The sequence below is a fragment of the Pseudomonas sp. ASL7 genome, from assembly GCF_056680375.1.
In genome coordinates, this window is record NZ_CM155279.1 from 1,068,265 (window position 1) to 1,089,987 (window position 21,723).

20 protein-coding genes, 1 tRNA gene and 1 pseudogene are annotated in these 21,723 nt (G+C 58.3%); 17 read left to right on the forward strand and 5 right to left on the reverse strand.

The annotated features are described in order from the left end of the window. Nucleotides 1-118 precede the first annotated feature (118 nt). The 10 genes from AC1MDT_RS04975 (at nt 119) to AC1MDT_RS05020 (ending at nt 10,030) form a co-directional block, all read left to right on the forward strand. Entirely contained in the window at nt 119-1,426 is a 1,308-nt protein-coding gene (locus AC1MDT_RS04975; protein WP_480420977.1) for an amidohydrolase family protein, read from the forward strand. A gap of 111 nt (nt 1,427-1,537) precedes the next feature. Continuing rightward, the gene (locus AC1MDT_RS04980; RefSeq protein WP_480420978.1) at nt 1,538-2,686 is read left to right on the forward strand and encodes an acyl-CoA dehydrogenase family protein; all 1,149 of its coding nucleotides are present in this window, start codon (nt 1,538-1,540) and stop codon (nt 2,684-2,686) included. After that, entirely contained in the window at nt 2,686-3,759 is a 1,074-nt protein-coding gene (locus AC1MDT_RS04985) for an acyl-CoA dehydrogenase family protein (protein ID WP_480420979.1), read from the forward strand. The genes AC1MDT_RS04980 and AC1MDT_RS04985 overlap by 1 nt, the downstream gene beginning before the upstream one ends. Next, entirely contained in the window at nt 3,756-4,556 is an 801-nt protein-coding gene (locus AC1MDT_RS04990) for a crotonase/enoyl-CoA hydratase family protein (protein WP_480420980.1), read from the forward strand. Before AC1MDT_RS04985 ends, AC1MDT_RS04990 begins: the two co-directional genes overlap by 4 nt. 42 nt (nt 4,557-4,598) lie before the next feature. Then, nucleotides 4,599-5,723, forward strand: a complete 1,125-nt coding sequence (locus AC1MDT_RS04995) for an acyl-CoA dehydrogenase family protein (RefSeq protein ID WP_480420981.1) — start codon at nt 4,599-4,601, stop codon at nt 5,721-5,723. Between the two features lie 24 nt (nt 5,724-5,747). After that, nucleotides 5,748-6,299, forward strand: a complete 552-nt coding sequence (locus AC1MDT_RS05000; protein ID WP_480420982.1) for a glutathione peroxidase — start codon at nt 5,748-5,750, stop codon at nt 6,297-6,299. Nucleotides 6,300-6,303: 4 nt separating this feature from the next. Then, nucleotides 6,304-7,179, forward strand: a complete 876-nt coding sequence (gene panC / locus AC1MDT_RS05005; protein ID WP_480420983.1) for a pantoate--beta-alanine ligase — start codon at nt 6,304-6,306, stop codon at nt 7,177-7,179. A 5-nt stretch (nt 7,180-7,184) separates the two neighbouring features. Next, nucleotides 7,185-8,042, forward strand: a complete 858-nt coding sequence (locus AC1MDT_RS05010) for a cache domain-containing protein (RefSeq protein WP_480420984.1) — start codon at nt 7,185-7,187, stop codon at nt 8,040-8,042. Between the two features lie 42 nt (nt 8,043-8,084). Further along, nucleotides 8,085-8,825 (forward strand): alpha/beta fold hydrolase, encoded by a 741-nt coding sequence (locus tag AC1MDT_RS05015; RefSeq protein ID WP_480420985.1) that lies wholly within the window; start codon nt 8,085-8,087, stop codon nt 8,823-8,825. Then, nucleotides 8,825-10,030 carry an MFS transporter gene (locus tag AC1MDT_RS05020; RefSeq protein WP_480420986.1) on the forward strand — a complete coding sequence of 402 codons (1,206 nt, stop codon included), beginning with the start codon at nt 8,825-8,827 and terminating at the stop codon, nt 10,028-10,030. Before AC1MDT_RS05015 ends, AC1MDT_RS05020 begins: the two co-directional genes overlap by 1 nt. A gap of 165 nt (nt 10,031-10,195) precedes the next feature. Here the strand turns inward: AC1MDT_RS05020 and AC1MDT_RS05025 are convergent. Continuing rightward, nucleotides 10,196-10,482 (reverse strand): annotated as a pseudogene (locus tag AC1MDT_RS05025) (site-specific integrase); the annotation flags it as partial. 182 nt (nt 10,483-10,664) lie between these two features. Further along, a tRNA-Ser gene (locus AC1MDT_RS05030) sits at nt 10,665-10,752 on the reverse strand. Nucleotides 10,753-10,874: 122 nt separating this feature from the next. Between AC1MDT_RS05030 and AC1MDT_RS05035 the strand changes: the two genes are divergently transcribed. Beyond that, on the forward strand, nt 10,875-11,546 hold the full coding sequence (locus AC1MDT_RS05035; RefSeq protein ID WP_480420987.1) for a Bax inhibitor-1/YccA family protein: 672 nt from the start codon (nt 10,875-10,877) through the stop codon (nt 11,544-11,546). Nucleotides 11,547-11,611: 65 nt separating this feature from the next. On the opposite strand, the gene AC1MDT_RS05040 is transcribed toward AC1MDT_RS05035, so the two are convergent. Continuing rightward, the gene (locus tag AC1MDT_RS05040; RefSeq protein WP_480420988.1) at nt 11,612-12,049 is read right to left on the reverse strand and encodes an Lrp/AsnC family transcriptional regulator; all 438 of its coding nucleotides are present in this window, start codon (nt 12,047-12,049) and stop codon (nt 11,612-11,614) included. Between the two features lie 135 nt (nt 12,050-12,184). On the opposite strand from AC1MDT_RS05040, the gene AC1MDT_RS05045 reads away from it, so the two are divergent. Continuing rightward, nucleotides 12,185-13,078 (forward strand): DMT family transporter, encoded by an 894-nt coding sequence (locus tag AC1MDT_RS05045; protein ID WP_480422705.1) that lies wholly within the window; start codon nt 12,185-12,187, stop codon nt 13,076-13,078. Here the strand turns inward: AC1MDT_RS05045 and AC1MDT_RS05050 are convergent, their stop codons facing one another. Both AC1MDT_RS05050 and AC1MDT_RS05055 read right to left on the reverse strand, forming a co-directional pair. Further along, nucleotides 13,079-14,119: an FUSC family protein gene (locus AC1MDT_RS05050; RefSeq protein ID WP_480420989.1), complete on the reverse strand. Its 1,041-nt coding sequence runs from the start codon at nt 14,117-14,119 to the stop codon at nt 13,079-13,081. It lies immediately after the preceding gene. A 47-nt stretch (nt 14,120-14,166) separates the two neighbouring features. After that, the gene (locus tag AC1MDT_RS05055) at nt 14,167-15,792 is read right to left on the reverse strand and encodes an NADP-dependent glyceraldehyde-3-phosphate dehydrogenase (protein ID WP_480420990.1); all 1,626 of its coding nucleotides are present in this window, start codon (nt 15,790-15,792) and stop codon (nt 14,167-14,169) included. Nucleotides 15,793-15,979: 187 nt separating this feature from the next. Between AC1MDT_RS05055 and AC1MDT_RS05060 the strand changes: the two genes are divergently transcribed. The 5 genes from AC1MDT_RS05060 (at nt 15,980) to AC1MDT_RS05080 (ending at nt 21,542) form a co-directional block, all read left to right on the forward strand. Further along, nucleotides 15,980-16,873 carry a Dyp-type peroxidase gene (locus AC1MDT_RS05060; protein ID WP_480420991.1) on the forward strand — a complete coding sequence of 298 codons (894 nt, stop codon included), beginning with the start codon at nt 15,980-15,982 and terminating at the stop codon, nt 16,871-16,873. A 234-nt stretch (nt 16,874-17,107) separates the two neighbouring features. Further along, nucleotides 17,108-17,860 carry a GntR family transcriptional regulator gene (locus AC1MDT_RS05065; protein ID WP_480420992.1) on the forward strand — a complete coding sequence of 251 codons (753 nt, stop codon included), beginning with the start codon at nt 17,108-17,110 and terminating at the stop codon, nt 17,858-17,860. Nucleotides 17,861-17,886: 26 nt separating this feature from the next. Continuing rightward, nucleotides 17,887-19,617: a fumarate reductase/succinate dehydrogenase flavoprotein subunit gene (locus AC1MDT_RS05070; protein WP_480420993.1), complete on the forward strand. Its 1,731-nt coding sequence runs from the start codon at nt 17,887-17,889 to the stop codon at nt 19,615-19,617. Nucleotides 19,618-19,643: 26 nt separating this feature from the next. Continuing rightward, complete coding sequence (locus AC1MDT_RS05075; RefSeq protein WP_003180418.1) at nt 19,644-19,889, forward strand: 4Fe-4S dicluster domain-containing protein; 246 nt, start codon at nt 19,644-19,646, stop codon at nt 19,887-19,889. A 246-nt stretch (nt 19,890-20,135) separates the two neighbouring features. After that, nucleotides 20,136-21,542, forward strand: coding sequence for an ABC transporter substrate-binding protein (locus AC1MDT_RS05080; RefSeq protein WP_480420994.1), 1,407 nt, complete (start codon nt 20,136-20,138; stop codon nt 21,540-21,542). Nucleotides 21,543-21,723: the final 181 nt, after the last annotated feature.

Below are 21,723 nucleotides of genomic sequence, written 5' to 3' on the forward strand. Positions count from 1 at the left end.
GGTCTTAACCTTGTGTATTTGAATTAATATGAACACATTCAACAAAAATGTTTAATTTCGTCAGGATTTGTTCTATGATTCAGGCACAACAACAAGCCCGAATGCGAAGGGGAAAACAATGAAAGTTGAAGATCTGATTCTCGTCAGTGTCGATGACCACGCGATCGAGCCGCCGAATGCTTTTGCTCGCCACATGCCTGCACGCTTCAAGGGTCGTGAGCCTCATGTGGTCAAAAAAGGTGATCGTGATGTGTGGGTCTTCGAGGAACAGGCCACTGGCTACATGGGCCTTAACTCCGTGGTCGGTCGACCTAAAGAGGAATACGGCATGGAGCCGCTGGGCTACGAGCAAATGCGCCGTGGCACCTGGAACATCAAGGACCGCGTCGACGACATGAACGCCAACGGCGTACTCGGTTCATTGTGCTTTCCAACCTTCCCGGGCTTTGCCGGGCAACGTTTCCAGGTACACGCCGACCGCGACGTATCCATGGCCGCTATCCAGGCTTACAACGACTGGCATTTGCACGACTGGTGCAACGCTGCGCCAGGCCGCTTCATTCCGCTGATGCTCGTGCCGTGGTGGGACATGAAGGCCGCCGCCGCCGAAGTCGAGCGTCTGGCCAAACAGGGCGTGCACGCGCTCTCGCTCTCAGACAATCCGACACTTCACGGTTATCCATCGATCCATAGCGATTACTGGGACCCACTGTGGAAGGCCTGCAGCGACAACAAGGTGGTGATCTGCTGCCATATCGGCACCGGTGTGAAAGCCAGCCATGCCTCGGACTTGTCTCCGATCGACGCGTGGATTACCTCCATGCCGATCTCCATCGCCAACTCCGCAGCTGACTGGATCTGGGCGCCGATGTGGAAGAAATTCCCGGACCTGCGCATGGCGCTTTCCGAAGGCGGCATCGGCTGGATTCCTTATCTGCTGGAGCGCGCTGACTTCACTCACCGTCATCACAACGCGTGGACCAACTCCAACTTCGGCGGGAAGATGCCCAGCGACATCTTCAACAAGCACTTCATCACCTGCTTTATCGAAGACAACTTCGGCCTGAAGAACCTCGACTACTTGAACGCCGAGATGGTCACCTGGGAAAGCGATTACCCACACTCCGACTGCACCTGGCCGAACTCGCCAGAAACAGCGTGGGCGGGGTTGCAGCACCTGCCCAAAGAGATGATCGACAAGGTCACTCACTTGAACGCGATGCGTGAGTTCTCCTTCGATCCGTTCACCATTCACGGTCGGGAAAACTGCACGGTCGGCGCGCTGCGCGCTCAGGCCACACACGTTAGCACGGAGCCTGCCCTGGGCCTTGGTGGTGCCGATCATGGTCGCCACGACAACAAGCCGGTCACCTCCGGCGACATCAATGCGATGTTCGCCCAGGCTGACGCGCAAACCGCGTTGTAAGGTGCCGCTGCTCCTACAGTCGTCGGCCAACGGCGACCGTAGGAGAGGCTGCCGTTCAGTGGTCGCTTCATTCGAGGCGATTGCGCCTGTGTTCAGCGTTAGAGAGCGCATATGGCCATCAGTCAATTTATCTACAGCAGCATTCCCCCCGAGGCTGAAGCACTTCGCGCAGAGGTGCGGGCGTTCATTCACGAAACGTTGGCCGATTACCCACCTACCTTGAGTGCGCAGTCCTGGATGGGCTTCAACGCTGAGTTCAGTAAAAAACTCGGCGCCAAGGGATGGGTCGGCATGGCCTTGCCCAAAGCCTACGGTGGTGCGGAGACGGGGCCTTTTGCCCGTTATGTGATTATTGAAGAATTGCTGGCTGCCGGTGCACCGGTATCGGCCCATTGGATTGCCGACCGACAAAGCGGACCGCTGATCAATCGCTTCGGTACCGAGCAACAAAAGCAGCATTACCTACCGGCCATTTGCCGGGGTGAAAGTTACTTCTGCATTGGCATGAGCGAGCCCAATTCCGGCTCGGACCTGGCTTCGATCAAAAGCAACGCCGTACGTGAGGGTGATAGCTGGCTACTCAATGGCCAGAAGGTCTGGACCACTAACGCCCACCATTCGCAGTACATGATTGCCCTGGTGCGTACCGGTGAAAAGCAGGCCGCCCGCCATGAGGGAATGTCGCAGTTTATTGTCGATCTGAGCCTGCCCGGCATCACCATCCGGCCCATTCGCGATCTGGCCGGTGGCGAGCATTTCAACGAAGTGTTTTTCGACAATGTGCGGTTGCCTACCGACGCGCTGATCGGCACGGAAGGCAAAGGTTGGGACCAGGTGACGGCCGAATTGGCTTTCGAGCGTAGCGGTCCTGAGCGTTTCCTCAGCTGTATGGCGTTGTTGAAAACACTGATTGATGCGATGGGCAAGACACCCAATGCGTTACAAGCGCGGGAGGTCGGGCGTCTTTCGGCCAAGCTGCTGACACTGCGCAACATGTCGTTGTCGGTCACGGCACAACTGGCAGCAGGTGAGCACCCAGCCTGGGCGGCCTCTTGCGTGAAAGACTTCGGCAATGCCTTTGAACAGGAAATTCCCGAGGTTGCCCAGCTATTGCTGGAAACCGAGCCACGGCAAGACGGCGGCAGCGAACATGCGCGCGTGCTGGCCTACCTGACACAAATGGCGCCCTCATTCTCACTGCGTGGGGGCACTCGCGAAATTCTGCGCGGCATCATCGCCCGCGGCTTGGGGTTGCGATAATGCGCGAGATATTTGAAACGACGATTGAACGCCTGTTTGCCGATTTGGCGACGCCGGCTTATGTGATGGGCTGTGAAGGCGGCGAATGGCCGGCCGAGTTATGGGCCGCGCTGGACGAGTCGGGTTTTACCCTGGCGGGTGTCACCGAAGCGCTGGGAGGCGCTGAAGCCAGCTGGGCTGATATGTATGTGCTGGTCCGTGCCGCCGGGCGCTTCTCAGTCCCGGCACCCTTGGGTGAGGCCCTGTTCGCCAACTGGCTGCTGAGCAAGACTGGGCTGGAGGGGCGGGCGGGCGCCCTGAGCATGGCTGCTAACACCGATCTGGTGCTTGAAGGTGATCGCGTCTATGGCACCGCCTATTCAGTGCCTTGGGGACGCAATGTTGAAGCGATCGTGGCGATTGCCAATAGCGCAACCGGTGTTCCACACGTGGTGTTGCTACCGCGTAGCGCTGCCAGCGAACTCACGCTTAGTTTGAATGTGGCTGGCGAACCGCGCGATGACCTGGTTTTCACCAGCGCGCAGGTACTGGCGCAAGCGCCGCTCCCCAGCGGGCTCGACGCTAATGTCCTGGAGCTGGGTGGCGCGATGTTGCGCTCGGCGCAAATTGCCGGGGCATTGCACGCTCTATTGGATATGACCGCCAACTACGCCGGCGAACGCAAACAGTTTGGCAAGGCCATCGGTTCGTTTCAGGCTATTCAACAGCAACTGGCCGTATTTGCTGAACAAGCAGCTGCTGCCGGTATCGCGGCCGAGGCGGCGTTCGCAGAGTCCCGATCCGGGCTCGCTGCGCTGACTATTGCCGCGGCAAAAATCAGCACGGCAGAAGCGGCCAGTGTTGGCGCCGGCTTTGCCCATTCGGTGCATGGCGCCATTGGCTTTACCGAGGAATATCCCCTGCACTTGCACACCCGCCGGTTGTGGGCGTGGCGCAGCGAATTCGGTTCGGCGAGCCTTTGGAGTCAACGTCTGGGCGCCCAGGTTTGCCAGGGTGGCAGTCGGGGGTACTGGCCGTTGCTGACCCATCATGGCCAACAACCTTTAAACCGTCTTGTGAGTAATCCGGTATGAGCCCGTTTCTTCAGATCGAGCGCGAGGGCGGTGTCGTCACTGTGCGCATGAACCACCCCGAAACCCGCAATGCCCTGACTACACCTGAGCAGATTCAGGAGTTTGTCGACCTCTGTGCCGAACTGCGTCGCGACACATCGGTGCGGGTCATGGTGCTCACTGGCAATGGCAGCGCGTTCTGTGCCGGCGGCAACGTCAAGGATATGAACGAGCGCGGCGGCATCTTTGCCGGCTCGCCTTATGAGCTGCGTAATACCTACCGTGATGGCATTCAGCGTATTCCCTTGGCGATCTATGAGCTGGATATTCCAGTTATCGCCGCGGTCAACGGCCCGGCGATTGGTGCGGGTCTTGATCTGGCGTGCATGTGCGATATCCGTCTGGCGGCGCCCAAGGCGATTTTCGCCGAGAGTTTCGTGCGTCTGGGCATTGTTCCGGGTGACGGCGGCGCCTGGCTGTTGCCGCGCATCATCGGCATACCGAAAGCCAGCCTGATGGCGTTCACCGGTGACGCTATCGATGCGACCAAAGCGCTGGAATGGGGCCTGGTGGAGCAGGTTTGCACTCACGAAACGCTGCAGTCGGAAGCGCAAGCACTGGCGCGGCGGATCGCCAGCAACCCGGGCCATGCGTTGCGCCTGTGCAAGCGCCTGCTGCGCGAAGGCCAACATATGCGACTCGACTCGCTACTGGAGTTGTCTGCTGCGTACCAGGCGCTGGCGCATCACACCGAGGACCATCAGGAAGCGGTGGCGGCGTTTGTCGACAAGCGCGACCCGCAATACCGGGACCGCTGATTACTCATCGCCAACAACAAGAATCGATCTGGAGTAAGCAAGATGCGTGGCGTATTTCGAGAAGACCACAACATGTTCCGTGATCAGGCCCGCCGTTTCGTCGACCGCGAAATCGTGCCTTACCTGCATGAGTGGGAAAAGAACGGCATCGTTCCCAAGGAAGTCTGGCTCAAGGCCGGTGAGAGCGGATTGTTATGCTCCACGGTGCCCGAAGAATACGGCGGCCCCGGAGGCGACTTCGGTCACTCGGCGGTGATGATCGAAGAACTGGCACGAGCCAACGCTACCGCCGTGGGTTTCACCACGCATTCGGAAATCGTCACCCCTTACATCGTTGCCTACGGTACCGAAAAGCAGAAGCAGCAATGGCTGCCACGTATGGTCAGCGGCGAATTGATTGGCGTGATCGCGATGAGCGAGCCGGGTATCGGCAGCGACCTGCGAGCCATGCGCACATCGGCGCGGCTTGATGGTGATGACTACATCGTCAACGGCCAGAAGACCTTCATCACCAACGGCGGCAACGCTGGATTGGTGGTCACGGCCACCAAGATTGATCCTGCCGCCAAAGAGTTGACCTTGATCTGTATCGAAGAAAGCCGTGCTGGTTTCGCCAAGGGACGTCTGCTGGAAAAGATCGGCCTGAAAGGGCAGGACACCGCGGAGCTGTTTTTTGATGAAGTGCGGGTGCCGGTTGGCAATCGATTGGGCGAGGAGGGTATGGGGTTCAAATACCTGACTCACCAATTGGCCTGGGAACGCTTGATCATTGCTATCCGCGCCGCTCAATCGATTGACACGCTGCTGGAAGAAACCATCGGTTACACCCGTGAGCGCAAGGTCTTTGGCAAACCGGTTCTCGACTTCCAGAACACCCGCTTCAAGCTGGCTGAAGCCAAGGCTCAGGCCACCATGTTGCGGGTGTTCGTCGACGACTGCCTGGCCAAAGTGATGCGCGGCGAGTTGACGCCCGAAATCGCTGCGATGGCCAAACTACTGGGATCGGAAATGCAGGGCAAGCTGCTCGACGAGTTCCTGCAACTGCATGGAGGTTATGGCTTCATGAGCGAATACAAGATCAGCCGCGCCTGGGTCGACGCCCGAGTTGCCCGCATCTATGGCGGCACCTCGGAAATCATGAAAGAAATCATCGGCCGTACCCTTTGAAGCACACCTGCATGAGGCAGACAAATGAGTAACTCCCTTTACGATATTTCGCTGAAGCAGATCGATGGCAGCGCCAGCCGCCTTGGCGACTATCGGGGCAAAGTCCTGTTGGTGGTCAACGTCGCTTCAAAATGCGGCCTGACCCCGCAATACGAGGGCTTGGAAAAACTGTACCAAAGCAAAAGATCCCAAGGTCTGGAAGTGCTGGGTTTTCCTGCCAACAACTTCAAGGAGCAAGAACCGGGTAGCGACACGGAGATCGTTGAGTTCTGTTCAGTGAACTATGCCATTCACTTTCCGTTGTTCTCGAAAATCTCGGTTGTTGGTGCGGACCAGCATCCTCTCTACGCCGAGTTGACTGCTGCACAGCCCGAGTCCACGGGGGAAGGTCCTTTCCGGGAGCGCCTGCAAGGGTATGGCATCCAGTCCGCCAACAAAACGGACGTGCTCTGGAACTTCGAGAAGTTTCTGATCGATCGCCATGGCAAGGTCGTTGCTCGTTTCGCTCCGGACGTTGCGGCTGATGATCCTCGGTTGCTTGAGGCAATCGAAGCTCAATTAGCCAAAGAGGCGTGAAGCGGTGCTGACAGTCGATACGGTTAGCGCGCTTCGTGCGCTCGTGACCCGCGCCCGGGGTGAAAACAAGAAAGTCGCACTGGTGCCGACCATGGGCAATTTGCATGACGGTCATATCGCCCTGATTCATTGCGCAAAGCAGCGAGCGGACTTTGTCGTCGCCAGCATCTTCGTCAACCCACTCCAGTTCGGGGCGAATGAGGATCTGGCCAACTATCCCCGGACGCCCGATGCCGATCGAGAGAAATTGGTCAACGCCGGCTGTGATGTGCTGTTTGCCCCTGCCGTCGAACAGATCTATCCCGATGGAATGCTCGACCAGTCCATCGTCAGTGTGCCGAACGTGTCTGAAGGTCTTTGCGGTGCGGCACGCCCCGGACACTTTGATGGCATGGCAACGGTCGTCATTAAACTGCTGAACATTGTTCAGCCAGACGCGGCGGTTTTCGGGGAAAAGGACTATCAGCAGCTGGCAGTCGTCCGCTCGATGGTCAGGGATCTCAATATGGTGACTGACGTTGTCGGTGCACCGACGATACGGGCCGCGGACGGGCTGGCATTATCGTCGCGCAACGGCTATCTGAGTGACCATGAGCGTTCGGTAGCCCCCGTCCTTTACGCTTGTCTGAAGCAAATGGCGGCGAGTATCCAGGTTGAGAGGCGGGTGGCTGAGCTCCAGCTGATTGAATGTCATCAACGTATAAGCGACGCCGGTTTTCAGCTGGAATACCTTGAAGTCAGGAATGCCCAGGATTTAAAGCCTCTGACAAGCACCGATACTCACTTTGTGATTCTGGTGGCGGCGCGTATCGGCAAAACGCGGCTCATTGACAATCTGACGGTGGACCTTCGGACATCAAAAAGATCACCAGAGGAGTAACAACAATGAGCCTTTATCGAGCTTTCGCTGTTCTAGGCCTGTGTCTTGTGTCCCTTGTCGGCGTTGCTCAACAAACGCCAGTGGATGCCTATGGCGCCGACACCCAGCGAGCCAATGCCTTGCTGGCAAAAGCCGTCGCCGAATACAAAGCCAAAGGCGACAGCTCCCTGGCCGAATTCAGCCGGCAGGGGGCCTATGTCGATGGTGAGCTGTACATCTACGTGGTCGATACCTCCGGTGTGATGCTTGCCAGCGGCGGACCTTCAGTTTCATTGGTCGGCAAACCGGTGTTCAGCGTACTGGACGACGACCTCAAAGCTGTATTCCAGAAAATGATTTCGCAACCAGAAGACGGCATTGTGCGTAGCGCCGAATACCGCTGGTGGAACTGGCAACACGCCAAGGTCGAGCGTAAACGCGTGTTTTATCAGCGTGTCCAGGATCGGGTGATCTCCGTGGGTTACTACATGCCACGGTCCACCCCCGAACAGGCACAACAGCTGCTGCGCCAGATTTCCGGGCAAGTTGCCAGCGACGCGAAAACCACCCTCGGGCTCATTAATCAGCACGACAAACAGCTCACTCAGGAGGACCTGTATGCCTTTGTGGTGGACCTGAAAACCAAGCGGTTTGTCGCTCACGGCTTTACGCCCCGGCTGGTCGGCACCGACTTCAAGTCATTGCGCTCAACTGACGGCAAGCCAATTGGCGAGGAAATTCTCAAGCAGATGAGCGTCCATAAAACAGGGGAAATCGCCTATCTGTGGCGCAACCCCGTTACCGGGCAGAACGAATACAAGAGGACCTTTCTGCAGCGGGTAAACGGGTACGTCGTCGCCGTGGGCTGCTACGCAATCAAGTGATCAAGACTGGGATAACCGGCACCCACAGTAAGGAGCGTGCGCATGACTGATTTGGTATTGCTGCATGGCGGCAACCATGGTTCGTGGTGTTGGGGGGCCTTTGTGGAGGCGCTAAACCAGCAACCCGGCTGTTTCGAACGAGTGATCACGCTGGATATGCCTGGCTGTGGCACAAAGCGCGGCCGTGATGTTGTGTCCCTGCGGCTCGACGATGTGGTTGCCGAACTTAATGAGGACCTGCGTGCACTCGACGTGAACCAGGCCGTCTTGCTGGGGCACTCCATCGCGGGGGTATTGCTGCCGATGACGGTGCTGGCCGCTCCGCAACTGTATTCGCGTTTGGTATACCTGGCTTGCGCATTGCCCAGTGAAGGCCAATCGATTCTGGAGCTACTTGGCACCCAGTTGCATGGTGAAAGCCCGGAACATGTCGGCTGGCCGCTGGACCCCACGCAAACAACTCCTCAAGCGCTGGCCATGGCCATGTTCGGTCAGGATCTGAGTGAACAAACCCTGGGGTGGTTGTTAAACGAAGTGAGCCAGGACACAACGCCACTCTGCGTGGCAACAGACTCCATCAGCCGTGTGGGATACCCGGGAGCGATTCCGGCGAGTTACATCGTCACCTTGCGCGACAACATTCTGCCTGTCGACTGGCAGCGCCGTTTTGCGCAACGTGCCGATGCGGGCGAGATCATCGAGATAGATACGGCACACGAGCCATTCGTATCGCACCCGCAGCTGCTCGCGGATGTCGTACGGGGCATAGAGCGGCATGGGTGATGGGCGATACCGGTGTTTTAAGCCATTACGACGACAAGGCAACTCACAGCCATTGGCTGATCCTGTCCATCATCATCTTCAACTTTATCTCGTACGTATGCAGCGGCTTGCCGCTCGCCGTGTTGCCGGGCTACGTCCTCAATGACCTGGGCCTGACCTCTGTTGTCGCGGGCGTGGCGATCAGCTCACAGTACTTGGCGACACTCCTGGCCCGCCCCTTGGCCGGTGGCGTGGCGGATCGCCTGGGGGCCAAATACGCGGTTGTGTGTGGGTTAAGTGGATTGATGTTGAGCGGCACCCTGACTGCGCTCGCCATTATCCTGCACACCCAACCCTGGTTGACCCTGACGCTATTACTGCTGGGGAGGTTGGTGTTGGGGGCGTCCACGGCCATGATCTCCACGCCCTGCTGCACCTGGGCCATCGGGTTATGTGGCGCCCCTCGGGCAGCACAAGTCATGTCGTGGAACGGAATAGCGGCTTACGGCGGCACGGCTGTTGGCGCGCCACTGGGCGTGCTGCTGCACAAGTCGTTGGGTATCGCCAGTGTGGGGCTGTGCACCGTGTTGCTTGGCTTGGTGTTCCTGCTTTTGGCTCTGGACAAGCGCCCAGCCCCATTGGTTGCAGGCGCTCGGCTGGCCTTTTATCGAGTCCTGTTCGCCGTCATGCCCAATGGTCTGGTCCTGGTTTGCAGCTCGGTGGGGTTTGGCGGGCTGACGGCGTTCGTCGCACTATATTTCGATAGTCTCGGCTGGGACTACGCTGCTTATTGCTTAAGTGGTTTCGGCGCAGGTTTTATCGTTGCCCGATTGTCGTCGCCGGGAATACTACAGCGATTCAGAGGCTACAAGGTGGTGGGCGGCTGCCTGCTTATACAGACCTTGGGCATGTTGCTGATATGGCTCGCGCCGTCTCCCACGCTGGCCATTGGCGGCGGGGTGTTGACCGGGATAGGGGTGTCATGGGTCTATCCGGGGTTAGGCGTGGAGACATTGGCGAGCACTCCAGCCGCTAACCGTAACTCGGCGCTCAGTGCCCTTTCATTATTTTTCGATATTGCAGTGGGGATGGCCGGCCCGGTGATGGGCCTGGTTGCCTCAGGTTTTGGCTTTGCTGCGATATTTCTCTGTGCTGCACTGATGTCAGCAGGCGGGTTTCTAGTGGTGCTCTGCCTATGTTGGCGGAAGGGTCATATACGAGATTAATACTGCTTGTTTAATAGTATCCCTCTGTTTCACATAACTGACGTACAAGTAAGCTCTCCGACGATCTGTCAGCGGAAAAATAACAAAACTAGCAATACCGCTATTGGCCGATTGCTGCGGGTCATGTTGGGTCGGAATCGACCCGAAGCAAGCGCTCAGCGATATCTACGGAGCTATGGGGATTCCAGTACTGAAGAATCCTACTTTTGAAGACGGTAGCGATTTAGTAGCGGCGGAGGCTGGAAAAGACATCATCGACTCGGTCGGTGGGTGCTCGTAGGTTGAGGACAGCACGGCACTGAGTCGATTGCCCAACAGATGCCAGGCGCGTTTCTTCTCTTGGCATAATCGTGATGCAGGTAGTGGCGCCTCGCAGGGGAGCCGGCCAGCATATGGTTTTGGCAGCGATCGATGACGTCCAGGCTGACACCCAAGGCCTGGATCATGGTCGCGTCAGGTATTCTATTTGGTGCAAAAAAAATAATTTAAAAACAGTCGGTTATGAATTGTTTTGTGTTTTGTGTTCCACCATACAACTATGGAAAGACAAGGGCCAAGGTATGGGCTGGAAGGTTTTTCCAAAAACCCAGAAACGACAAAGCCCTGAAAATTCAGGGCTTTGTCGGTACAAATATGGCGGAGGCGATGGGATTCGAACTCATGGACCTGTTACAGTCGACGGTTTTCAAGACCGTTGCCTTAAACCACTCGGCCACACCTCCTTTGCGTTGCGGGCGCCATAATACCTGAATGAAACACACTGTCAAACTCTCTCCATCGCTTGTTACAGAGCGTCTGTTATGATCTTTGCGACTGAACGTTTCAAACCAACAGGAGTGTCGCCATGCGCGAACAGGATTACGCAGTTAATAACAGCGTGCAGGCTGAGCAGCTAGAGGTTAGCCGCGTCCTGCGCAACACTTACGGCTTACTCGCACTCACCCTCGCATTCAGCGGCGTGATGGCGTTCGTTGCCCAGCAGATGCGTGTCGGCTACCCGAACGTTTTCGTGGTGCTGATCGGCTTCTACGGGCTGTTCTTTCTCACCAACAAGCTTCGTGATTCGGCCTGGGGCCTGGTGTGTGCATTTGCCCTGACCGGTTTCATGGGTTTCCTGCTCGGCCCGATCCTCAACCGTTACCTGGGCATGCAGGGCGGCGCTGAAGTGGTCAGTTCGGCCTTTGCAATGACCGCGCTGGTATTCGGCGGCCTGTCGGCCTATGTGCTGATTACTCGTAAAGACATGAGCTTCCTCGGTGGCTTCATCACCGCAGGGTTCTTCGTGCTGCTGGGGGCGACGCTGGCCAGCTTCTTCTTCAAGATCAGCGGTCTGCAACTGGCGATCAGCGCAGGTTTCGTGCTGTTCTCCTCGGTCTGCATTTTGTTCCAGACCAGCGCTATCATTCAGGGCGGCGAGCGCAACTACATCATGGCGACCATCAGCCTGTATGTATCGATCTACAACCTGTTCATCAGCTTGTTGCAGCTGTTCGGCATCATGAGCCGCGATGATTAATCGCCAGCCATGAGTAAAAAACCCGCTACGGCGGGTTTTTTATGGTCTGCGATTTGGATCAAGGGCTATGCCATAGGGGGCAGCCGGCGCTTGACCGGAGTTTTCTTGACGATCGCCGTGTTGGTTTCGGCGTGGGTGTTGAGTCGGTCGAGCAGGGTGTCCAGTTGTTCCATCGAGCGCACATGGAGGCGCGCGATGAAGCAGTCGTCGCCAGTGACTTTGTCGCACTCGGTGAATTCCGGGATGGCCTGGATTTGCCGTTCAACTTCCTGCAACTGTCCCGGCAGTGGGCGGATGCGGACGATCGCCTGGAGTTGATAGCCAAAACATTTGGGGTCTATCTCGACGGTGTAGCCCTTGAGCACGCCTCGTTCTTCAAGGCGGCGCAGACGCTCTGCAACGCTGGGTGAGGACAGGCCGCTGATTTGCGCCAGCGCCTTGAGCGATCGACGTGAGTCTCCCATCAATGCGCTGATCAGCACTTGGTCGATGTCGTCGGTCATGGCGAAACCCCAATTAGGTGATTAATAAAAACTGCCTTGATAAAAAAGGCAGATGCGAAGTTTAGCCTGCTTTTTGCGCTGGAGAAGCTCCTCGGTGGATTGGCATACTTTGGTCTCAAACACAGGAGTCTGATGATGGACAAAACAATTCGTCGCGGGTCATTCGAAATGACCGCCGCCATGCTGATTTCCGGGACCATCGGTTGGTTCGTGCTGGTGTCCGGGCAACCTGTGCTGGACGTGGTGTTCTGGCGTTGCGTATTCGGTGCCGGCACCTTGTTGCTGATCTGCGCAGCGTTCGGTTTCCTGCGTCCCGGCATTCTGACCCTCACCACCTTTCTGCTGGCAGTGATCAGTGGCGTGGCGATTGTCGGCAACTGGGTGCTGTTGTTCGCATCCTATTCCCGCGCCTCGATTGCCATCGGCACCGCAGTGTATAACGTTCAGCCGTTTATGCTGGTGGGCCTGGCCGCGCTATTTCTCAACGAGAAAATCACCCTGCAGAAACTGTTCTGGCTGGGCATTTCGTTTCTCGGGATGCTCGCGATTGTCAGCGCGCATGGCGGTCAGGGTGAGAGCGGTAACGATTACCTGATGGGCATCGCGCTGGCGCTGGGGGCTGCGTTCCTTTATGCGATTGCGGCGTTGATCATTAAACGCCTGACCGGCACGCCGCCGCACCTGATTGCGCTGATTCAGGTCAGCACCGGTGTGTTGTTGCTCGCGCCGTTCGCGCACTTTTCCGCGTTGCCGCAAGCACCGAGTGCTTGGGCCAGCCTGGTGACGCTCGGCATTATTCACACGGGCGTGATGTACGTGCTGCTGTACGGAGCGATTCAAAAGCTGCCGACGGCACTGACCGGCGCGTTGTCGTTCATCTACCCGATTGCGGCGATTCTCGTCGACTGGTTTGCCTTCGGCCATCGTCTGGAGCCGCTGCAATGGATCGGTGTTGCCGCGATTTTGCTGGCCGCCGCTGGCATGCAACAAGGCTGGAGCTTGAAGTTTCGGCGGACAGTTACGCAGTAATCAAATGTTCCAGCGCGGCGCGGTCTTTGCCAATCGCTGACGCATCTCGCCGATGTTGCTGGCCAGCTGCCGGATCAATAACCGGTAACCGTCCAGCGGGTTATAAACCAGCGCGTCCAGGCTTGAATCTGACGTCAACTCAATGGGGCGGTTGAGTGTTTGGGAGGCGCCGGATTTCAACGCCCGCGCCATCCCCACCAGTTGCACCCGAATCCGTCGATGCTCCGCTTTCAACGCCGATTGCAGATGAACCATGGAGTCAGGGGCACTGACATCGGGCCGGGTGTTGCCGAGAATTTCCAGGGTGCTGACACACATCCGCAAATGACGCTGAATCGCGTCGAGTTCGGTCATGGAGATCTTCACTTCCTTGGACACCGACGGCATCAGTGAACGCAGTTGCACCATCACTGTGTTCAAACGGCCAATGAGCCGGTGGTGCTCGTCATCGGCGACCGATTGGCCATTGATGATGCGTCCGTAAATCGTCGCGCAGTCGCGCAACGCATCGGCCAGGTTGTAGCGCCACGAATAAACCGCGTACAGCGGCAGGGCGAAGGAAAACGCCAGGGCCAGGGTGATGCCGATCAGAATGTCCACACCACGCCACAATCCGTCGGTAATCGGATTGTCTCCATGCCCCGCGACGATGAACACAGTAATTGCCGACAGCAGCGCGGTGTAACCTCCCTTGCCAATGGCGTGGTACGAAAAGAAGCCGCAAATCACCGCCATCGCGAAATAGGTCAGCCACGGCATCCCGAGCCACGCTTGTTGAGCCACCAGCAATAAACCGACAGCAGCTCCGATCAAGGTGCCGGTGGCGCGCTCGGCCGCTTTTTTTCCAATGTTGCCGTGGTGCTGCAAACCACCGATCACCACCAGCATCGTTACCGACGCCCACTCGCCGTGGGGCAGGTTGATGCCGGTGGTCAGCAGGATGGATGCCATTAACCCCAGCGATACGCGCACTGCGTGGATTACCCTGGCATGGCGATAGCGCTGATACGGATCCAGCAACGGACGCAGTAGTCGGCGCATCAGCGGCGGCAGATGATTGGCTCCGAATGTACTCAGCCTTGGTCTCCTCAGAAGATGTAATCAGTGGTCAGGAAACTCGAACTCCGTCCGCTGATAATCTCGCTGATCAGCTCTTTATTGGTTTCCTGGAACTTGGTCGCGACCAATGTCCTGATCGAAAACACCCGCAATGCATCATGCACCGACAGTGTGCCCTCGGCGGAGTTCTTGCGGCCGTTGAACGGGAAGGTGTCCGGGCCGCGCTGGCATTGGGCGTTGAGGTTGATGCGTCCGACCTGATTGGCAAAGGTGTCCACCAGACGGCCGACGGCCACCGGGTTGGAGCCAAAGATACTCAACTGCTGGCCGAAGTCCGATTCCAGGACGTAATCAATCACGGTGTCTAAATGCCGGTAAGGCACGATCGGCACGACCGGGCCAAATTGCTCCTCCTGGTAGACGCGCATCTGCGGGGTTACCGGGTACAACACGGCGGGGTAGAAAAACGAGGCGCGGGCTTCACCGCCGTTAGGGTTCACCACGGTGGCGCCTTTGCCGACGGCATCCGCCACCAGCGAGTGCAGGTAATCGACCTTGCCCGACTCCGGCAATGGGGTCAGCGCCACGCCACTTTCCCAAGGCATGCCGGGTTTGAGGCTGGCGAGTTTGACGTTGAATTTCTCGATGAAGGCCTCGACCACGTCTTCGTGGACGAAGAGGATTTTCAGCGCGGTGCAGCGCTGGCCATTGAAGGACAAGGCGCCGGTGATTGCTTCGCTGACGGCGTTGTCGAGATCCACCTCGGGCAACACGATACCGGGGTTTTTCGCATCCAGGCCCAGCGCCGCGCGCAAACGATGAGGTCTCGGATGGAGTTTTTTCAGGTCGCTGGCGGCCTTGTTGGTGCCAATGAACGCAAAGATATCGATCTTGCCGCTGGCCATCAGCGCACTGACGGTTTCGCGACCGCTGCCATAGATCACGTTGATCACCCCGGCCGGGAAGCTGTCGCGGAAGGCTTCGAGCAGCGGGCGGATCAGCAATACCCCAAGCTTGGCCGGCTTGAACACCACGGTGTTACCCATGATCAGCGCCGGAATCAGCGTGGTGAAGGTTTCGTTAAGCGGGTAGTTATAAGGCCCCATGCACAACGCCACGCCCATCGGGACGCGGCGGATCTGGCCGAGGGTGTCCTGTTCCAGTTCGAAGCGACTGGAGCGGCGGTCGAGGTCCTTGAGGGCGTTGACGGTGTCGACGATGTAGTCGCAGGTGCGGTCGAACTCTTTCTCCGAGTCCTTGAGGTTTTTGCCGATTTCCCACATCAGCAACTTGACCACGGCGTCGCGTTGTTCGCGCATGCGTCCCAGGAACGCTTCGACGTGCTGGATACGTTCGGCCACGCGCATCGTCGGCCACAGGCCCTGGCCACGGTCATAGGCACGGACGGCGGCATCGAGGGCGGTCAGCGCGGTGTCGGCGTCGAGCAGCGGCGTGCTGCCGAGGATGACTTGTTCATCGCCATGCTCGCCGGCCAAATACACTGGGCTGCGGACTTGAGCGAGGGGACCGGACCAGGTTTTCAACTCGCCATCGACCAGGTATTCACGTTGCTCGGTCTGGCCGTCGAGGCGGTACTTTTCCGGGATGCTGCTGGCGTCAGGAAACAGGTTGCCAAGGATAGGTGCTGGGGTCATGTCGCTACTCCATGTGATGTCAGCCATGCGCTGGCGGCTCGCCGTTGAGAATTCACTTCAAAGGTTATACGCCTTAATGGATCGGTTTTTTAAGTGCGAGTTGGCGCAGCAGGCGATCTTTTGACCTGGGAACACACAACGGCCGATGCTGCGGTTAAACTTCGAGCTCTTTCTAAAAGGAGTTCATATGAGTTATTACCAGCCGGGCATTCTCGCCACCCCAGTTCCGCCTCAAGCCCGTCATATGTTCTTCGCCCTCGAATCCGTCGCTGCACTGCCCGCGGCCCTTGAAAACCTGAAGGCGCTGGTGGACGGGAAGTCCGTCGTGGTCGGTTTCGGTGAATCCCTGGTTAAAGCCCTGCGGGGTCAAATCGAAGGCCTGCGGACCTTTCCTGCGCTGACCGGCGTTGGCGTCGATAACCCGTCGACCCAGCACGCCCTTTGGTGCTGGCTGCACGGTGTCGACCGTGGCGAATTGCTCCATCGCAGCAACGCCATCGCAGTGGCATTGGCACCGGCCTTGCGTCTGGTGCAGATGAACGAGACCTTCCGCCACATGACTGGCCACGACCTCACCGGCTACGAAGACGGCACCGAAAATCCTCACGACGAAGCCGCCGTGGCTGCTGCGCTGGTGGGTGAAGGCGCTGACGGCATGGTGGGTGGCAGCTTCGCCGCGATCCAGCAGTGGCAGCATGACCTGAAGGGCTTCCACGCGATGCCAGCCCATGAGAAGGACAACATCATGGGCCGCCGCTTGAGCGACAACGAAGAACTCGACGACGCGCCAATCTCGGCCCACGTCAAACGCACCGCCCAGGAAAGCTTTGCCCCTGAAGCGTTCGTGGTTCGCCGCTCGATGCCGTGGATCGAAGGCGACCGCGCCGGTCTGATGTTCCTGGCCTTCGGTTTTTCCCTCGATGCCTTTGAAGCTCAACTGCGCCGGATGAGCGGCCTGGAAGACGGCATCACCGATGGTTTGTACCGCATCAGTCGCCCAATCACCGGCGGCTACTACTGGTGCCCGCCGCTCAAGGACGGTCGTCTGGATCTGCGCGCACTGCATATCGAACGCCGCTGACAATAAGCCTGCCCTGTAGGAGCGAGCTTGCTCGCGAAAAACGTCAATGATAACGCCGGCTTCCTGACGAACCGCGGCGCTTTGACGTCCATCGTCGGAACGCCGCCCGGAGCAAGCTCGCTCCTACAGGGGCGGTGGCCCGGCGAATCTAACCTTATGCTTAAACAATATTTCTCAACCCCCACACCCGCTCTCTAAGATCACGTCATAACTCGTTATAACAAGTGATCTGCCATGACCGAAAACGTTCTATCCCTAAGTAGCGTCCCGCTGCACACCCAACTGCGGGATGTGCTGCGTGCCCGGATCCTCGACGGCGAATACCCGCAAGACAGCCAGATGCCCTCCGAAAGCGAGCTGGGTGCCTTGTTCAATGTCAGCCGCATCACCGTGCGCCAGGCCTTGGGTGATCTGCAGAAAGAAGGGCTGATTTTCAAGATCCACGGCAAGGGCACGTTCGTCGCCAAGCCGAAAACCTTCCAGAACGTCAGCACCCTGCAAGGCCTGGCCGAGTCCATGACCGGTCGCGGCTATGAGGTGATCAACCGCCTGCGCAGTTTCAAATTCATCGCCGCCGACAAACTCGTCGCCGAGCGTCTGCAGGTCGCCGAAGGCGAGATCGTGGCCCAGATCAAGCGCGTCAGGCTGATCAACCGCGAACCCATTTCTCTGGAAATTACTTACCTGCCCAAGGCCATTGGCGAACGCCTGGAGAAGGCTGATCTGGTCACCCGCGACATCTTCCTGATTCTTGAAAATGACTGTGGTCTGGCCCTCGGCCACGCCGACCTGGCCATTGACGCCGTGCTGGCTGACAGCGACCTGACCCAGGCGCTGAACGTCGAACCCGGTTCGCCGATCATGCGCATCGAGCGCTTGACTCACGATGCCAGCGGCCAGCCCGTGGACTTCGAACACCTTTACTACCGCGGCGATGCCTTCCAGTACCGCTTGCGGATCGACCGGCAAAAAGGGGCGCAGGCATGACCCACAGCTCGATGACTAGCAGCTCCATGAATAGAAAGACGCTCGAACAGGAATACGACATTGTCGTGATCGGCGGCGGCACCGCGGGGCCGATGGCGGCGATCAAGGCCAAGGAACACAACCGTGATCTGCGCGTGCTGCTGATCGACAAGGCCAACGTCAAACGCAGCGGCGCGATCAGCATGGGCATGGACGGCCTGAACAACGCGATCATCCCCGGCCACTCGACGCCGGAGCAGTACACCAAGGAAATCACCATCGCCAACGACGGCATCGTCAATCAGGCCGCGGTGTATGCCTATGCAACCCATAGCTTTGAAACGATCGAGCAACTGGACCGCTGGGGCGTGAAATTCGAGAAAGACGAAACCGGCGACTATGCGGTGAAAAAGGTTCACCACATGGGCGCTTACGTGCTGCCGATGCCGGAAGGACACGACATCAAAAAAGTCCTGTACCGCCAGTTGAAGCGGGCGCGGGTGAGCATCACCAATCGCCTCGTCTGCACGCGGTTGCTGACAGACGAAGAGGGCGCGGTCAACGGTGTGATGGGCTTCGATTGCCGCAGCGCCGACTTCCATGTGATCAAGGCCAAAGCGGTCATTCTGTGCTGCGGCGCGGCCGGACGTCTGGGTTTGCCATCCTCGGGTTACCTGATGGGCACCTACGAAAATCCGACCAATGCCGGCGACGGTTACGCCATGGCTTATCACGCCGGGGCCGAACTGGCGAACCTCGAATGCTTCCAGATCAACCCGTTGATCAAGGATTACAACGGCCCGGCCTGCGCCTACGTTACTGGCCCGTTGGGCGGTTACACGGCGAACAACAAGGGCGAGCGCTTTATCGAGTGCGACTACTGGAGCGGGCAAATGATGTGGGAGTTCCACCAGGAACTCGAAAGCGGCAACGGCCCGGTGTTTCTCAAACTCGACCATTTGGCCGAGGAAACCATCCAGAACATCGAAGACATCCTGCACAGCAACGAGCGCCCGAGTCGCGGCCAGTTCCACGCCAATCGCGGTACCGATTACCGTACACAGATGGTCGAGATGCACATCTCCGAGATCGGCTTTTGCAGCGGGCATTCGGCGTCGGGTGTGTGGGTCAACGAGCGGGCAGAGACTTCGGTGAAGGGGCTGTATTCAGCGGGAGACATGGCCGCAGTCCCGCATAACTACATGCTCGGCGCGTTTACCTATGGCTGGTTTGCCGGCACCAACGCGGCGGCGTTTGTGGCTGAGCGCGAGTTTTCGGCGCTGGATCTCGAACAGATCGAAACGGAAAAGGCCCGGGTCTACGCGCCACTGGACCGCGAACACGGTCTGCCACCGGCTCAGGTCGAGTACAAGCTGCGGCGCTTCGTCAACGACTACCTGCAACCGCCGAAAGTGACCAAGAAGATGCAAATCGGCCTGCAACGCTTCAGCGATATCCAGCGCGACCTCGATCAGATCAAGGCCCATAACGCCCACGAACTGATGCGCGCCATGGAAGTCAGCATGATCCGCGACTGCGCGGAAATGGCCGCCCGTGCCTCGCTGTTTCGCGCCGAGAGTCGCTGGGGGCTGTATCACTATCGGGTCGATCACCCGCAACGCAACGACAGCGACTGGTTCTGTCATTGCCACCTGAAGAAGGGTGAAAACGGGTTGATGACCAGTTTCAAGAAAGCCGTCGAGCCTTACATCATCCCGCTGGACGCCGAAGAAATGCAGGCCTACGACCGGCTGCGGGTCGGTGCCGACGCGGCGTGAGTATTACAAAAGAGAGAGACCGCGATATGGCCTATCAGCCCCAGGAAATCTTCTTCCGCTCCAACGCTCCCGTCACGGTTGACGAGGACAAATGCATCGCCCACAAAGGCTGCACCGTGTGCGTCGATGTCTGTCCGATGGACCTGCTGGCCATCAACCCAGCCACGCAAAAGGCCTACATGGCCTTCGATGAATGCTGGTACTGCATGCCGTGTGAAAAGGATTGTCCGACCGGGGCGGTGAAAGTGGAGATCCCCTATCTGTTGCGCTGAAACACAATCCCTGTGGGAGCGAGCCTGCTCGCGAAGAGGCCGGCCCAGCAGGCATCTCCATCCACTGACCCGACGCTTTCGTCGGAACGCCGCCCGGAGCCGGCTCGCTCCCACAGTGGATCGAGTACAGACAACTCAAAGCCATCCGGCAACACCGGACGCTTGATTCAAAACACCCCTCGTTTCCCACCGCGCCCAGATCGTGGCGGAGACGAATATCCAATAAATGATTCGAGGGGAAACACTATGTTATTGCGCGCAGCATTAGCCGGTCTGGTACTGGCCTCATTCACCCTGTCGGCCTCGGCCGAAACCATACGCATTGCTATCGGCACCCAGGACACCACCATCAATTGCGCCGCGGGCGGATTGCTGATTCGTGAGCTCGGTCTGCTCGACAAATACCTGCCCCACGACGGTCCCTACAAAGACGCCAAATACGAGGTCGAGTGGAAGAACTTCACCAGCGGCGCACCGCTGACCAACGAGATGGTCGCCGGCAAACTCGACTTCGGCGCCATGGCCGATTTCCCCGGTGCGTTCAACGGCGTGGCATTCGAAACGGCGGGCAAGCACAGCCTGTTCATCAGCGTCCTGTCGGGTAGCACCAAAGGCAGTGGCAACGGCATCGTGGTGCCGAGCGCGTCGGGCGTTCAGTCCCTGGCCGAGCTCAAGGGCAAGACCATTTCCGTGCCGTTCGCTTCGACGGCCCATGGCATGTTGCTGCGAGCGGTAGCGGCGCAGGGCTGGGACCCGCTTAAAGACGTGAACATCATCGCGCAGCCGCCGGAGGTCGCAGGCTCGGCGTTGCAGGCCGGGAAGATCGATGCTCACGCCGATTTCGTGCCGTTTGCCGAACTGTTCCCGAGCCGTGGCTTCGCTCGCAAAATCTATGACGGTTCCCAGGCCGGCGCACCGACTTTCCATGGTGCATTGGTCGATCAGAGCTACGCGAAGAAGTACCCGGAAATCGTCGTCGCCTATCTGCGCGCGAGCATCGAAGCCAATCAGTTACTCGCCGCTGAACCGGAAAAATACAGTGAGTTGATCGCCAAGGTTACCGGTGTCGATGCCGAGGTGAATTATCTGTTCCATGGTCCGCTCGGTGTACAGACCCGCGACCTGAGCTGGAAGCCGGAATACCGTCAGGCGGTCGGTACCGCTATCGATACGCTCAAGCTGTTGAAGAAAGCTGATCGCGGACTCGATCTGAATGCCTTCATTGATGACCAATACATCCGCGCCGCGTTCAAGGCCTCGAATCTGGACTACACCGCACAACTGGCCAACTACGGGCAGACGCCGCTCAAGGCCATTGATGCATCGACGGGCAAAGCCATAACCGACTTCAGTCATGTCGCCGAGATCTGGGTGCGTGGTGAAGCGAAGGTCCGGCAGTACTCCTCGGCGGAGTCGGCGTTCAGCGCATTGGCGAGCCTGAAGTCGGAAGGCAAAAACATCCGTGCGGTGTATGCCCAGGCGAGTGACAGCGGGATCAAGTTGCTGGCGGATCAGGCGTGGTTTGCCAGTGATGCGAAAGGGCGCCTCAGCGCATTTCTGCTCAAAGGCCAGGCCGAAAAATTCGCCACGGCCCAGGGCGGCAAAGTCTTCGACTTCACCGACGCCACGACCCAGGCCGTCGCCACCCGCTAACCCAAAACACCGCAGACCCCTTGTAGGAGCGAGCTTGCTCGCGATGGTGTGTCAGCCGACAACCATCTAGCTGACACACCTTCGCGAGCAAGCTCGCTCCCACAGGGATCGCAGTCGAGCGCAAATATCGAATTCACCAAAGATCAACGGTGGGAGCGAGCTTGCTCGCGATGGTGTGTCA